Source organism: Streptomyces sp. CNH287 (genome assembly GCF_000424825.1).
The window spans coordinates 306906-321114 of sequence record NZ_AUKQ01000006.1 but is presented as its reverse complement, the minus strand read 5'-3'; the positions used below and the strand labels follow the sequence as shown (position 1 = coordinate 321114).

Sequence of the window (14209 nt, the reverse complement as noted above, 5' to 3'; positions counted from 1 at the left end):
CCGCACCGCCCCCGCCCCACCACCGCTGTCCCGCCGCCCCCAACTCGTCGCCGCCGCCCACCCGTCAGGAGGCGCGGCGGAGAGTGGGAGGAGCGCCGGTGGGGCACAATGAGGGCCTACGTACAGCTACGGGTGGTGCACGGAGGATGACCGCGCAGCAGGACATGCCAGGCGCCGCGCCCGCGCACGCGCCCGAGGGCTTCCGCCGGGGGTTCCACGGCGCCGAGGGGGACTGGCCGCAACTGCGCCGCATCCCCCATCCCCCGCGCCGCGTCCCGGTGCTGGGCGACGTGCTCGGCGCGGGTCTCCGTACGCCCGTGCAGGACTCCATGGCGCTCGGCCGCGAGCTGGGGCCCATCTTCCGCCGCAAGGGCTTCGGCCGGGAGATCGTCTTCGTCTGGGGCGCGCCGCTGGCCACCGACCTGGCCGACGAGTCGCGCTTCGCCAAGCACGTGGGCCTGGGCGTCGCCAACCTCCGCCCCCTGGCCGGGGACGCCCTGTTCACCGCCTACAACCACGAGCCCAACTGGCAGCTGGCGCACGACATCCTCGCGCCCGCCTTCAGCCGCGCCGCGATGGAGAACTACCACCCGCTGATGCTGGAGGTGGCCGACCGGCTGACGGCCCACTGGGACGGCCACGCGGCGGCGGGCACCCCCGTCGACGTCCCCGGGGACATGACCAGGCTGACGCTGGAGACCATCGCCCGCACCGGGTTCGGCTACGACTTCGGCTCCTTCGAGCGCACCCGCCCGCACCCCTTCCTGACCGCGATGGTCGGCGCCCTCAGCTTCGCCCAGCGCCGCAACCTCGTGCCACCCGCGCTGGCCCCGCTGCTGCTGCGCTCCGCGGCCCGACGGAACGCCGTCGACATCGGCTACCTCAACCGCACGGTGGACGAGGTCGTCGCCGCGCGCCGCGCCGCCGACGCGAGCGGCGCCCGGGGCGACCTGCTGGACCGCATGCTCCAGACCGCGCACCCCGACACCGGGGAGCGGCTGACCCCGCAGAACATCCGCCGCCAGGTGATCACCTTCCTGGCGGCCGGGCACGAGACGACCTCGGGGGCGCTCTCCTTCGCCCTGCACTTCCTCGCCCGCAACCCCCGCGTCCTCGCCCGCGCCCAGGCCGAGGCGGACCGGCTGTGGCCTGGCGGCGCGCGGCCGGCGTATGCGGAGGTGGCCAAGGCCCGATACGTGCGCCAGGTGCTGGACGAGTCGCTGCGGCTGTGGCCGACCGCTCCCGCCTTCGCCCGCGCGGCACGCGCGGACACGGAACTGGCGGGCATCCATCCGATGCGCCGGGGCGCCTGGGCGCTGGTGCTGACCACGATGCTGCACCGCGACCCGGCCGTCTGGGGCGCGGACGCGGAGGAGTTCGACCCCGACCGCTTCGCCCCCAAGGCCGTACGCGCTCGCTCGCCGCACGTCTTCAAGCCGTTCGGCACGGGCGCCCGCGCCTGCATCGCGCGCCAGTTCGCCCTGCACGAGGCGACGTTGGTGCTCGGGCTGCTGCTGCGCCGCTACGACCTGCACGCCGATCCCGGCTACCGGCTGCGTGTCGCCGAACGCCTCACGCTGATGCCCGCCGGTCTCACCCTGCGCCTGACCCGCCGCTGACGGGCACGTAAGGGCGGCGGGGAGCCGCGGGGCGGGACGAAGCGGGTCAGGCCGCGAACATGTCCAGTACGCGCCGCCCCGGCCCGCCCTGCGGCTGGTCCAGTTCCAGGTCGCCGCGCAGCATCGCCCGCTGGAGCCGCTGGAGCCGGGGCGAGGGGTCCAGGCCGAGGTCCTCCACCAGGCGGCTGCGCAGCTTGGTGAAGGCCGCGAGCGCCTCCGAGGGGCGCCCGGAGCGGTACAGGGCGATCATGCGCTGCGCGTAGAGGCCCTCGTGCAGCGGCTGGCGGGCCGTGAGCACGGTCAGCTCGGTGAGCAGCTCCGCGTGCCGGCCCATGCCCAGTTCGGCGTCGATGCGGCGCTCCAGTACGCCGAGCCTGCTCTCCTCCAGGCGTACGCGCTCGATCTCCAGCAGCGCACCGCTGCGGATGTCCGCGAGGGCCGGGCCGTGCCACAGGTCCAGGCCCTGACGGAAGATCCGCACGGCCGCCTCGTCGTCGCCGGACTCGAAGACCCGCTGGCCCTCCGCCGCCAGCCGGTCGTACTCCAGGGCGTCCACGCTGCCGTCGGGCATGTTCAGGCAGTAGCCGCCGTGCCGGTAGACGAGGATCTCCTTGGCGTCGCAGCGGCCGGCCACGGACGCGCCGATCAGCCGGCGCAGCCGCAGGATGTAGGTCTGGAGGGTGGTGGCGGCCGTACGCGGCGGGGAGTCCTCCCACAGCTCCTCCATGAGCAGGGAGACGGGTACGACGCGGTTGGCGTGCAGCGCGAGCAGGGCGACGATCTGACGGGTCTTCGCAGCCGCCGGAAGTATCGGGGCACCGTCCTTCTCCGCGTTGAGCGGACCCAGCAGGGTGATCTCCATCTGCTCTCCAGCTGCTTGGAAGGGATCGTACGCAGTGCACGGACGAATACCGTCCGCAGTGTTCCGAAGGTCCCATGCGGCGGGGCGCGCGGAACAGTGCAGAGATCCCCGGTCCGCCATGACCCGCTCAGGGCGCGGGGTATGACGGATTCACACGCACGGGCGGCCAGTTGTGCCGGGGGCCTGAGCGGCGGGCGCCGGTCGCATAGCATTTCCACGGGCCCCAGTCGGGTGGTGCATCCGTGAGAGCTGCTGACAGAGGCGCGGGAGGTCTGTTGATCCGTATCGTGATCGCCGAAGACATGCACATGGTCCGGGGAGCTCTGGTGGCCCTGCTGGAGCTGGAGTCCGACCTCCAGGTCGTCGCCGAACTCGACTCCGGCGACCGGCTCGTCCCCACCGCGCGGGAGTTGCTGCCGGACGTCGCGATCATCGACATCGACCTGCCCGGCCTGGACGGGCTGAGCGCGGCCGACCAGCTGCGCACCGAGGTGCCCTCGTGCAGCGCGCTGATACTGACGAGCCTGGGGCGCCCCGGCACCTTCCGCCGGGCGCTGGCCGCCCGGGTGTCGGGCTTCCTGCTCAAGGACGCGCCGCCGGACCAACTCGCGGATGCCGTACGGAAGGTGGCGGCGGGGGGGCGCGTGATCGATCCGCAGCTGGCGCTCACCGCCTGGGAGGTGCAGGAGAACCCGCTCACGCGCCGGGAGATCGAGGTGATGCGGATGGCCGCCGACGGGGCGGAGGCGATGGAGATCGCCTCCCGGCTGTTCCTGTCGATCGGGACGGTGCGCAACTACCTCACGAGCGCGGTCACCAAGCTCAACGCGCGCAACCGCGTGGACGCCTTCCGGATAGCCCAGGAGAACGGCTGGCTGACCTGAGCTGACCTGGGCGGGACGGGACGGAAGCGGCCGGGCTGCGGGAGGCGCGGCCCCTGCCAGACAGGCCCTAAGGCCCCGTGCCCGCGCCCCGTGGCACCTCGACGACCAGGCGGTACCAGCCCTCCTCGTCCACCCCCGAGTCGAGCCGCCCGCCGGTCTCCTCGGCCCGCCTGCGCAGGTTGCCCAGTCCGCTGCCGCCGCTGCCCGCCGCCCCCTTCCCGAACCGGGAGCCGGACCAACCCGGCTCGGCCGCACCGTCGTTGGCCAGCGTCAACCGGACGGACGGCCCGCCCGCACCGGCCGACTCCACGGCCTCGATCCGGCAGTGCTGTGCCTTGCTGTGCCGCAGCACGTTGGTCACGCCCTCGCGTACGACCGTGGCCAGCACGGTGCTGACCCCGCCGGAGAGCCGGCCGCAGCGCAGCTCGGTGACCACCTCGATCTCGGCGGCGGACAGCACCTCCTCGGCCGAGGCCACCTCCGCCTCCAGCGACATCTCGCGGTACCCGCTGGCGACCGCCCGTACGTCGGCCAGCGACTGCCGGGAGATCTGGAGGATGCCCGCCAGCTCCTCACGGGCCCGCTCCGGCCGGGTCGTGACGAGCCGGAAGGTCAGCTCGCTCTTGAGGGTGATGGCGGAGAGGCCGAAGCCCAGCAGGTCGTGCAGGTCGCGGGCGAAGCGCAGCCGTTCCTCGGCGACGGCCATCTCGGCCAGCTCCCGGCGTGCCTCGTGCACTTCGACGACCAGGTTGGAGAGCCGGGTGAGCCCGTAGACGATGAAGCCGGTGAGCACCGTGGAGATGACCAGATAGGTGGAGTCCACCCAGCCGATGCCGGCCAGCGCCCCGGAGAGCCCGGCCACGGCCGTGACCGCGCCGAACGCCGCCCAGCAGGCCGGTGCGGCGAGGATCAGCAGGCACGAACCGGCCAGGAAACCGCCCATCCCGCCCCAGGTGATGCCGAAGGACACCATCGGCCCGAAGGTGAGCACGGCCTGCGCGGCCAGCGTGTGCCGCCCGTAGCGCTCCCGGAAGCGCTGGGCGGCAGGGGCGGGGGCGCTGTGCACGGTCTGGAGGGCGAAGAGGGCGATGCTGGAGGCGACGCAGGCCACCAGCAGCAGGGGCGACGGGCCGCTGTCCACCACGTTGAGCACGGCGATCAGCACGAAGCCGGTGAGCACCAGCAGCACGATCGCGTAGGCCAGTCGCGGGGGCAGGGTCTCCGGCTCGTGCCCGCCGCCGCCCGGTAATCGTCGCGGCATCTCCACACACTCCCCCATCGACGCCCACGTCCTGACGCCATGGTAGGGCGCGGAAGCGCGCTTGAGGGGCCCGCCGGCGCAGGTTCACCGTCTCCTCAGCGCTCCGCCGCTGCCGCCGAACGCGCCGCCCAGTCGGGGTCGTTGACGGGAACCAGCTGCTTACGCGGCGCGCCGCCGCCCTCGCTCGCCGCGCGCGGGGCCGGGCCGACCACGAAAGAACCCACCGGGGACTCCGTCCGCCAGTCGAGACCGAGGGTGGCGGCGCACACCTCGATGTCCTCGCTGCACACCGCGCAGGTGGCCAGGCCCATCGCGGAGCCCACCAGGTAGAACGTCTGGGTGAGCGCCCCGGCGTGCTTGAGCGCCAGCGAGTAGGCCAGCCCGCTGTACTTCCACGACAGCCGCTGGGAGCGCGAGGTCAGCGTGATCAGCACGGGCGGCGGGCCTTCGAGGTCGGCCGCCGCGATCGCCCCGGCAGTCATCTCGGTCGCCGCCGCAGGGTCGTCGTTGACGAGCACGAGGGCGTGTTCCTGCGGGTCGTAGTAGTGGATGCCGTCGGCCAGCCCCGTGCAGTCGCGCAGGGTCAGGTACAGCTCCAGGTCGTACGCGGCCCCGCCCGTCGGGTAGGGCCGGTCACTGACCGGGTAGCGGGTCTCGCCCGTGCCGGCGACGCCCAGCGCCCGTACCCGGGAGGTGCGGTAGAGGAACTCGCCCAGCTCGTGCAGCGTCAGCGCGGGCGACCCGTAGGCACGCTGCGAGCGGCGGCCCTCCAGCACGGTGGTGAACACCGGATCGCGCTTGAGGAGTTCGTCCAGGTCGGGGCGGGGCAGCGGTACGGAGGGACCCTTCGGCGCGCGCTTGACCGCGGGCTGCGGCGCAAGGGTGCCCGCGTGGCTGTAGGTGGCGCCGAAGTCCCCGTCGCCGCGCCCCATCACCGAGCGGGTGTGGAAGAACAGGTCGTGCGCGGTCCAGGTGCGCAGCGCCGCGTCCTGGTCCTCGGCGAAGTCGCCGCCGGGCCCGTCGGCGACCAGCACCATGCCGGTGCCGATGAGATGGGCCAGTATGTCCCGAACCACCCGGGCGTCCAGGGGCAGCCCGGCGCCCACCTCGGCGGCGGGCGAGGGCCGCCCCAGCGCGGCGACCACCCACTGGACCTCGCTCCGGTGCAGCACCACCCGGTGCAGCGACAGGGGCGACTCCAGGTGGAAGTGGTCCTGCTCCCTGCGCAGCACGGCGAACCGGGAGAGCTTCAGCGCCCGGTCCTCCGGCGGCGGCTGCGGTGTGAACTGGGCGGTGCGCGAGAGCGGGATGACGGACAGCAGCGGCTGCCCGTCCACCGCGAACGCCAGCGAGCGCACGATCAGGTGCTGGAGCCCGGAGAGCACCCGGCACCAGGTGGGGGGCCGCCCGGCGTCCACGGGCACGTTCTCCAGGTTGACCGGCCCCAGGCTCATCCGGCGCAGCGTCTCCACGAGCACCGGGCCCGGCTCCCGTATCCGCAGGTCCGACCAGCGGCCGTGCAGTTCCACGGCGTCGCTGCCCTCGGTCGTCTCGACGCGTACGTCCTCGCGCAGGGACCACAGCGTCGTGGTCTGCCCAGGGGGCGGCTGGTCGGTGTGTACGGATTCCTGCACGGCGAACTCCTGGGGACGGGCAGTGAGGGGGGTCAGACGAACAGCGGTACGGGGTTCAGCTCGGCGCGGGCGGTCGGAGCGGCCAGCCGGCCCAGCGAGACGGGGACGTCGTAGAGCCTGCCCGGCGCGAACCGGGCCCAGAAGGACCGCATGCCCGGCACCAGGACCTTCACGACGGGGATGCCGACGTCGGGCCGGGTCTGGTCGAGTACGAGCAGGTCGAGCCCGCGGGATCGTACGGCCTCGGTGACGGCGGTCAGGTCGTCGCGCAGGTCGGCGCCGGTCGGTACGCCGAGGTCTGCCGGGGTGCGTGCGGGCCCGGCGGCGGGCGCCAGGTAGCGCTGGCCCGCGAGCGTGGCGTGCCGCCACCACGCCAGCGGCTCCGGGTCGGTCAGGCCGTAGCCGCCGCCGTCGGCGCGGGCGCCGAGCACGGCGGGGAGCAGCTGGTTCAGCTCGGTGAGCGCGCGGCGCAGCGCGATGCGCGGGTCGAAGTGCGCGCCGAAGCCGAAGACGATGTCCTCGGCGGGCTTGTCGGTGCGCCGGGAGAGGGCGACGACGACGGGGATGCCGAAGTCGGAGGTCAGGTCGAGTGCCCACACCTCGCGGGCCAGACAGCGGTGCACTTCGCGGAGTTCCTCGGTCCACAGGTCCCCGAAGGCGTCGAGGTCGACGGCGGGCTGCCGGGTGCGGTTGTACCACCACAGAGCCACCGCGTCGCGTTCGACCAGTTCCAGGAAGCCCTGGAGGATGGCGTCCTCGATGCTGCTGCCCGCCGCGTTGCCGTTCGAGTCGGCGTGCACGAAGCGGCGTCCGGCGACGGGACGGCGGCGCTCCGCCATGGTGGCGAAGTAGAGCAGGGCGGTGGGCAGCAGCCACTGGGTACCGGTGGTGAGCGACCACACGGGCGTCCAGTCGACGGGGGCCGCCTCGTCGAACGGCTGGGGCACGTGCTGGAGTCCGGAGTGCGCGGCGTTCCACCGCGTACGGCCGGCGAACTGCGCGGCGTCGTAGAGCTGGCAGGCGTCCGGGTGCACGGCGCGTCCGTCCAGCTCGCGGTAGCGGGCCCGCAGGCGGGCCTCGTCGCCGTGCAGGGTGCCGGAGTAGCGCTCGACGGCCTCGCACAGCGCGCTCACCTCGGCGTCCAGCGCGGTGACGCCCTTGCCGCCGTTGACCTGGCGCAGTCCGCTGCGCAGTCCGGCCAGACCGGCCGCGCCGGAGACGGGGTTCGGGCCGGAGCTGAAGCTGTTGAGGAAGGCGGGGCCGCCCTCGACGCGGCTGATGGCGGGGACGATGCCCGACACCGGGCTGACGAGGTGGCCGTAGGCGTCCATCATCTGCTGCGCGGAGCGGGAGCGGTGGCCGCTGCCGCCGCCGGGCGCCTTGGCGCGCGAGGCCGGTACGACCGGTACGAAGGCCCGGGCCGCGACGCGGGCGGGGTCACCGCACTCGGGGCACTGCGGGCGGCGGCGCAGCCGGTGCTGCCGGGATTCGAGGCTCAGCATGTCGAAGGTGAGCACCCGGTCCTGGGCGGGGTGGTGGTGCCCGGCGAACCACTGGGCGGTCACCAGCGCCGCGAGCTGGAGACCTGCGGCCTGGGTACAGGGGATGCCGGCGGCGGGCCGGTGCACCGGCCCGGCGATGCCGAGCGCGGCGCCCACCTGGAACTCGATCCCCCGGTGCAGCCGCAGCGGGTGGGCCAGGCAGGACCAGCAGGGCCCGGCGGCGGGGCGGAAGACGGGGCCTACCCAGACGGTGGCGCCGGAGGGCTTGGCGAGCAGCCACGGACGGCCCGCCGCGCGGTGTTCGGCGTCGATCTCGGCGAGCTCGGGGGCGAGGTAGTCGTCGCACAGGACGACGGTCAGCGCGGCGCCGTCCCGGGCGGGGGGCGCGCCGGGGGCGTGAGGCGCGGGTCCGTCGACGACGGCCAGGCCCGAGTCCCGCAGCGCCCGCAGCGCGGCGGCGCCGTCGAACCCGCCGACGACGCGCAGTTCCGCCACCGCCTGGCTGGTACGGGCGCGGGTGGGCTGGCCGTCGAACCCGGCCAGCTCCCAGTACGCCTCCGCCGCGCTCAGCTCCGCCCCGCGGCAGCCGTGCTCGCGGTACTCGAGGAAGCCTGCCCGTTCCAACTGGGCAATCAGGTCCTCCAGTTGCTCCCTGGGCAGCGGCGTCGGCGCGTCCCGCAGGAGGGCCGCCAGATCGCGGGTGCCGTCCAGCAGCGGGACGACCGCCTCCAGGTACGGGGCCCGCAGGGCGGTCACGCCGTGCTCGGAGATCAGGTACGTGGCGTCGTCGGGCACCACCTCCGCGCGGAGGTGGCGCCGGAAGCCGATCAGCTCGCTTCTCATGACGAGGCGTGGGGCGTGTAGCAGAGCGAGAACATCGCGGGGGACTTGGCGGGCGCGGTGAGGATCTCGATAACCAGTTCGCTGGACTCGTCCTGCGGCAGACAGGTGCTGAGGTGATCCTGGGGGGTGCTCACGGAGCGGTTCTCCTGTGCGGCGACGGGGCTGGTGCTCATCATGTCGGGCTCCTCCCTCGGCGGTGCATCCCTGGTGGATGCCCACAGCATGCTCGGCCGCCCGTCCCCGCCGACAGTGCCCGGCTCATCGGCCGCGTATGAGGAATTCACATCCCCTCCACGGACCGCCCGAGCGGTCCAGCGCGGGTCCATCGGCCGTCCAGGGGTCCGCGCGATGGTCGGCCGCAACCATCCGAAGGGGGAGAGAACATGGTGGCCACCGCACGGACGACGGAAGTGGAGCGCACTCTCGACCAGTTGCTGCGCTGGTGCTGCGAGGCGGCACCGCCCGCCGGGGCACGGGCCGGGGTGTTCCGGCTGCTCGTCGACACACCCGTCGGCACCAGGGAGCGGTACGTGATCACCACGGACGACGGCTGCTTCCTGGAGTCCGCCGCACCGCACGCCCCGAACTCGACGGTGGCGCTGAGCCAGCGCGACCTCACCCGGCTCGCCCTGGGTGAGCTGCGCGGATCGCTCGCCTTCGCCACCGGCCAGGTGCAGATCGAGGGAGACATCTTCTTCGCGATGACCTGGCTCGACCAGCTGGGGCGGAGGCCGCGATGACCCTCCTCAGCGACGGACCCGTACCGGCGGGCCCCCCGGCGCCGCTGCCCGCGCCCCCGCCGCCCCCGCCTCCCGCGCCGCCCCGCGCGGGCGGGGCGCGGCTGGCCGAACTCCGCGAGATCAAACAGCGGGTTCTCGACGGCCCCGACACCAAGGCCACCGAGCGGCAGCACGCGCGCGGCAAGCTCACCGCACGCGAACGCATCGGACTGCTGCTGGACGCCGGCTCGTTCACCGAGACCGAGGGACTCCGCCGCCACCGCGCCACCGGCTTCGGCCTGGAGCACAAGCGGCCCTACTCCGACGGCGTGATCACCGGCTGGGGGACGGTGCACGGCCGCACCGTCTTCGTCTACGCGCACGACTTCCGCATCTTCGGCGGCGCGCTGGGCGAGGCGCACGCGCAGAAGATCCACAAGCTGATGGACCTCGCCGCCTCGGCCGGAGCACCGCTGGTCAGCCTCAACGACGGGGCAGGCGCCCGGATTCAGGAGGGCGTCACCGCGCTGGCCGGGTACGGCGGCATCTTCAGCCGCAACACCCGCGCCTCCGGGGTGATACCGCAGATCTCGGTGATGCTCGGCCCGTGCGCGGGCGGCGCCGCCTACTCCCCCGCGCTGACGGACTACGTCTTCATGGTCCGCGAGACCTCGCAGATGTTCATCACCGGCCCCGACGTGGTGCGCGCCGTGACCGGCGAGGAGATCACGCAGAACGCGCTCGGCGGCGCCGACACGCACGCGGCCACCTCCGGCGTCGCGCACTTCGCGTACGACGACGAGCCGTCCTGCCTGGAGGAGGTGCGCTTCCTGCTGCAACTGCTGCCGCAGAACAACCGGGAGCTGCCGCCCGCCGAGCACTCCGACGACCCGGCGGACCGCAGCTGCGACGCGCTGGCCGACCTGGTGCCGGAGGACCCGGCCAGGCCGTACGACATCCGGTCCGTGATCGAGGAACTCACCGACCACGGCGAGCACTTCGAGGTCCACGCCGCCTGGGCGACCAGCGTGGTGTGCACGCTGGCCCGGCTGGGCGGCCAGGTGGTGGGCATCGTGGGCAACCAGCCGTCGGCGCAGGCGGGCGTGCTGGACATCCACTCCTCACAGAAGGCGGCACGCTTCGTGCAGACCTGCGACGCCTTCAACATCCCGCTCGTCACGCTCCTGGACGTGCCGGGGTTCCTGCCCGGCGTCGGGCAGGAGCACGACGGCATCATCCGGCACGGCGCCCAGCTGCTGTACGCGTACTGCAACGCCACCGTGCCGCGGATTCAGGTGATCCTGCGCAAGGCGTACGGCGGCGCGTACATCGTGATGGACTCCCGCTCGATCGGCTCGGACCTGTCCTTCGCCTGGCCGACCAACGAGATCGCCGTGATGGGGGCGGAGGGCGCGGCCAACGTCGTCTTCCGCCGGGAGATCGCCGCCGCGGCGGACCCGGAGGCGGAGCGGGCCCGGCTCATCCAGGCGTACAAGGACGAGCTGATGCATCCGTACTACGCGGCGGAACGCGGGCTGGTGGACGACGTCATCGACCCGCGGGACACCCGTCGGCTGCTCATCAGCTCGCTGCGGATGCTGCGCGCCAAGCACGCCGACCTGCCGAGCCGCAAGCACGGCAACCCGCCGATGTAGCGCCGCGCCACTTCCCTCAGACCTCCCGAAGGAGACCCGATGAGCCACACACTCCCCTGGTCGTCCGGCCCGGCCGCGTCCCGGTCCGGCGAGGGCCAGTTCGTCGTCATGGCGTCCCGCCTGAAGCTCAAGTCCCTCTTCCGCGTGCCCCGCTTCTTCCTGCTCTCGCGCGGCGTGCTGGAGCAGGTCAAGGGCTCCCCGGGGGCGGTGGGGGTCTCCTTACGGGCCGACCCCTGGGGCCGGACGTTCTGGACGCTGTCCGCCTGGGAGAGCCGCAAGGCCCTCCAGTCGTACATCACCACGGAGCCGCACCTCTCGGTGATGACGAAGCTCAAGCCCGCGATGCGGGAGTCGCTCTTCGTGTCGTGGAAGCAGGACGCGTGGGCGCTGCCGTCCTGGGAGGAGGCCGACCGGCGCCTCGCCGAGCAGGAGCGGGCCCAGGCGGAACACGGGCACGGCTGACGGCCGACCCGCCGGAACGCCGGACAGCCCGGGACGGGCCGCCCGGCGTTCCGGCGTTCCGCCGTTCCGCCGATCCGGCGGGTCGGCGGGTCGGCGGGTCGGCGGGTCGGCGGGTCGGCGGCAAGGCGGCTAGGCCGGGTCCGCGAAGAGCGCACGGACCAGTTCGGCGAACCCGGCCGGTGAGACCCCCCGGTGCCCGGTCCGCAGCGCGAACCGCAGGTGCCGCCGCTCCGGTCCGGGCGCGTCCGTGAGCACCGGCGGCAGCAGCGCCGCCGGCGTACCCGCCGCCAACTGGGCACCGGTGCGCAGCAGTTCCAGGCCGTGGCGGCGCAGCGGTCCGGGCAGCCAGTCGAGTACGGGGATTCCGATGTCGTAGGTTCCGCCGTCCGCCGACCGCGCCCCGGGCCGGGCGAGCCGCCGTACGCACGGCGGGGCTTCGGCCAGCTCCTCCGCCAGCAGCGGCACGGTGTTCCGCGCGCGGCTGAGCACGACGAGCGTGTTGCGCCGCGCCGCCAGCCGCGCGGTGAGCGCGGCGGCCTCGGCGGGGCCGGGCCAGATGCCTGCGGAGCGCCACCGGCCGGGTGCCGGCCTGCTCCAGAGCAGGCGGCGGGCGTCCTCGAAGACGACGAGCGTGGAGCCGTGCCGCTCGACGGGCGCGGCGGTCCCCGCGGTGGGGTCGGGGTCCGCGGTGGAGTCGGGGTCCGGTGGGGGATTGGGGCCGGGGTCTGTGCGGAGCGCGTTCTCGTACACGCTGTCCCTCCCTCGTCGTACCTGTTCCGGCCGGCAGATGGTCTGACGTGCCGTCAGTTCGTGCTGCCCGGGCCCGTTCCGGAAGGCGCCGGGAGCGACACGGGCCGGGCCGCGGTCACCCGGGCGAGGGTGCGCAGTACGGCGATCCGGCGCGCCGCTCCGCGCCGCCGCGCCGCCGGGTCGGCGCGGGCGGTGGCGGCGGCGACCTCGGCCGCCCGGTCCAGGATGTGCCGGGCGGCGTGCGGGTCGGGCCGCCCATGGTCCGCGCGGGCCCGTTCGCCCAGCTCCGCCATACGGACCCGGGCGCGGGCGCGCAGTTCGGCGATGCGCGGTCCGCGCGCCGCACCGGACACCGTGCCGGACGCCCCGCCGAACGCCCCGCCGGACGCGCGGGACGGCAGCGGCCACAGCGCGGGGCCGAACACCAGCCGGGCCGTGCCCCGGCGGGGCCGTACCCGGCCCTTGGGCAGGATGCGGTCGCTGCCGTAGGTCATCGCGGGGACGACCGGCAGGCCGGTGCGCACCGCCAGGTAGAAGGCGCCGTCGTGGAAGGGCAGCAGTCCCTCGCCGGCCCAGCGGGTGCCCTCGGGGTACATGCACAGGACCTCGCCGCGGTGCAGGACCTCCACCATCGCGCGCAGCGCGTGCCGGTCGGGCCGGGCGCCGTCGAGCGGGATGCAGCCGACGCCGAGGCGGACCGCCCGCCGGAGCGGGTGGCGGAAGTTCTCCGCCTTGGCGGGGAAGTGGACGGGTGCGCCGCGCGCCGCGTACAGGACGGTTTCCAGCAGGTAGTGGTCGAAGAAGCTGGGGTGGTTGGAGACCACGAGGACGGGGCCGCTCGCCGGGATGTGGCCGAGCCCCTCCACCGCGTCCACCCTGGTGCCCGCGACCCACCGCCGGACGGCGGTGGTGAGCGCGTCGCGCGCCGGGAAGGTCCTCCGGTGCGGGTCCATGGATCGGTCCTCTCCCTCGGGACGGAGACAGGAACGGAGACGGGAACGGGACGGGGCGCGGTCCGGCCGCTGCCGCGCGGCGGCCGGACCGCGGCGCGCACCGTCAGGCGGACACGGCCTTCGCCCGGCTCGGCTCGCGGACGGGCTGTCCCGGGCGCGCCGCCGCCTCCTCCTCCCGTGCCTTGCGTTCGGCCTCCAGGGCCTCCGGCAGCGCCAGGTAGCGGCCGGTGAGCCCGGCGACGAGCAGGCCCACCAGGACGACCAGGTAGACCCACGTCAGGACGTTGCCCCAGCGCACGTCGCCCGCGAAGCGGAGGAGCGCGGCCATCGACAGCACGCTCAGCGTGACGTCGGTCAGGAACCCGGCGCGCATCCGGTGCAGGTCGTGCTCCCACAGGGCCTGCCAGGCGCCCGCGCCGAAGGCGAAGAACCAGGCGCCCAGCATCCGCGCGTCCAGCGGCTCCAGCTGCCAGGCCCAGGCGTCGCCCACGGGACCCGGCGCGATCCACAGGGCGAAGGCCAGGCCCCACAGGACGGCGCCCATGACGGCCGTCGGGATCGTCACGTCCGCCCGCATCGGCGCGGGGCCGCGCGGGTCGCGGACCTTGGGCGCGCGGTTGTGCACCTGGTAGACGGCGAAGCAGGTGAACGGGAAGGCGGCCAGCGAGGCCAGCCACAGCCAGGTGAACGCGCGGGCGAACGCCGGGCCGTCGGTGAAGTGGAACTCGTCCGCGTAGAAACCGGTCAGCAGCAGTGCCGAGACGAGCAGCGTGATCGGTGCGAAGACCGTGCCGCGGGCGCTCGTCCAGTCCTTCTCGCGGAGCGTCAGCAGGAACATCGCGCAGGCGCCCGCGTATCCGGCGCCCAGCACGGCCGCGCTCAGCGCGGAGCCGGTCTCCCAGGCGAAGTGGTCGCCGGTGGAGGAGCTGAGGAAGTAGAGGGGGACGAAGCAGGCCACGCAGTGCAGGAGCACCGGCCAGAAGAAGAGGCTGCGCAGCCGGGGGTGTACGGGCCGGGCGATCGGCTCCGCGGAGCGGACCGGTGCGGTCGGGCGGGTCATGGCGG

At 74.1% G+C, this 14209-nt stretch carries 13 protein-coding genes; 5 read left to right on the top strand and 8 right to left on the bottom strand.

What is annotated here, in order from left to right:
* The first annotated feature begins 164 nt into the window (after positions 1–164).
* Positions 165–1619, top strand: coding sequence for a cytochrome P450 (locus H299_RS33405; RefSeq protein ID WP_037758632.1), 1455 nt, complete (start codon positions 165–167; stop codon positions 1617–1619).
* Positions 1620–1665: 46 nt separating this feature from the next.
* Here H299_RS33405 and H299_RS0110750 read toward each other — a convergent pair whose 3' ends face one another.
* A complete protein-coding gene (locus H299_RS0110750; protein ID WP_027748414.1) occupies positions 1666–2481 on the bottom strand; it encodes an AfsR/SARP family transcriptional regulator in 816 nt (271 codons plus the stop codon).
* A 275-nt stretch (positions 2482–2756) separates the two neighbouring features.
* Here H299_RS0110750 and H299_RS0110745 point away from each other — a divergent pair, with 275 nt between their 5' ends.
* Positions 2757–3365, top strand: coding sequence for a response regulator transcription factor (locus tag H299_RS0110745; RefSeq protein WP_027748413.1), 609 nt, complete (start codon positions 2757–2759; stop codon positions 3363–3365).
* A gap of 67 nt (positions 3366–3432) precedes the next feature.
* Here H299_RS0110745 and H299_RS33400 read toward each other — a convergent pair whose 3' ends face one another.
* The 4 genes from H299_RS33400 to H299_RS37540 all read right to left on the bottom strand — a co-directional run bounded on the left by H299_RS33400 (position 3433) and on the right by H299_RS37540 (position 8781).
* Positions 3433–4626, bottom strand: a complete 1194-nt coding sequence (locus H299_RS33400) for a histidine kinase (protein ID WP_051262314.1) — start codon at positions 4624–4626, stop codon at positions 3433–3435.
* 95 nt (positions 4627–4721) lie between these two features.
* Positions 4722–6260, bottom strand: a complete 1539-nt coding sequence (locus tag H299_RS33395; RefSeq protein WP_051262313.1) for a SagB/ThcOx family dehydrogenase — start codon at positions 6258–6260, stop codon at positions 4722–4724.
* Positions 6261–6292: 32 nt separating this feature from the next.
* Positions 6293–8605, bottom strand: a complete 2313-nt coding sequence (locus H299_RS0110730) for a TOMM precursor leader peptide-binding protein (RefSeq protein ID WP_027748412.1) — start codon at positions 8603–8605, stop codon at positions 6293–6295.
* On the bottom strand, positions 8602–8781 hold the full coding sequence (locus H299_RS37540) for a hypothetical protein (RefSeq protein WP_027748411.1): 180 nt from the start codon (positions 8779–8781) through the stop codon (positions 8602–8604). Before H299_RS37540 ends, H299_RS0110730 begins: the two co-directional genes overlap by 4 nt.
* A gap of 207 nt (positions 8782–8988) precedes the next feature.
* Here H299_RS37540 and H299_RS33390 point away from each other — a divergent pair, with 207 nt between their 5' ends.
* The 3 genes from H299_RS33390 to H299_RS0110710 are packed head-to-tail and all read left to right on the top strand — an operon-like array spanning position 8989 to position 11441.
* Entirely contained in the window at positions 8989–9345 is a 357-nt protein-coding gene (locus H299_RS33390) for an SCP2 sterol-binding domain-containing protein (RefSeq protein WP_027748410.1), read from the top strand.
* Positions 9342–10979: an acyl-CoA carboxylase subunit beta gene (locus tag H299_RS33385; RefSeq protein WP_078512620.1), complete on the top strand. Its 1638-nt coding sequence runs from the start codon at positions 9342–9344 to the stop codon at positions 10977–10979. Before H299_RS33390 ends, H299_RS33385 begins: the two co-directional genes overlap by 4 nt.
* A 39-nt stretch (positions 10980–11018) precedes the next feature.
* Complete coding sequence (locus tag H299_RS0110710) at positions 11019–11441, top strand: DUF3291 domain-containing protein (RefSeq protein WP_027748409.1); 423 nt, start codon at positions 11019–11021, stop codon at positions 11439–11441.
* A gap of 129 nt (positions 11442–11570) precedes the next feature.
* Here H299_RS0110710 and H299_RS37535 read toward each other — a convergent pair whose 3' ends face one another.
* The 3 genes from H299_RS37535 to H299_RS0110695 all read right to left on the bottom strand — a co-directional run bounded on the left by H299_RS37535 (position 11571) and on the right by H299_RS0110695 (position 14204).
* Positions 11571–12191 carry a hypothetical protein gene (locus H299_RS37535; RefSeq protein ID WP_027748408.1) on the bottom strand — a complete coding sequence of 207 codons (621 nt, stop codon included), beginning with the start codon at positions 12189–12191 and terminating at the stop codon, positions 11571–11573.
* A 53-nt stretch (positions 12192–12244) separates the two neighbouring features.
* Positions 12245–13144, bottom strand: a complete 900-nt coding sequence (locus tag H299_RS37530; protein ID WP_051262312.1) for a lysophospholipid acyltransferase family protein — start codon at positions 13142–13144, stop codon at positions 12245–12247.
* Between the two features lie 103 nt (positions 13145–13247).
* Positions 13248–14204, bottom strand: a complete 957-nt coding sequence (locus H299_RS0110695) for a hypothetical protein (RefSeq protein WP_027748407.1) — start codon at positions 14202–14204, stop codon at positions 13248–13250.
* Positions 14205–14209 lie beyond the last annotated feature (5 nt).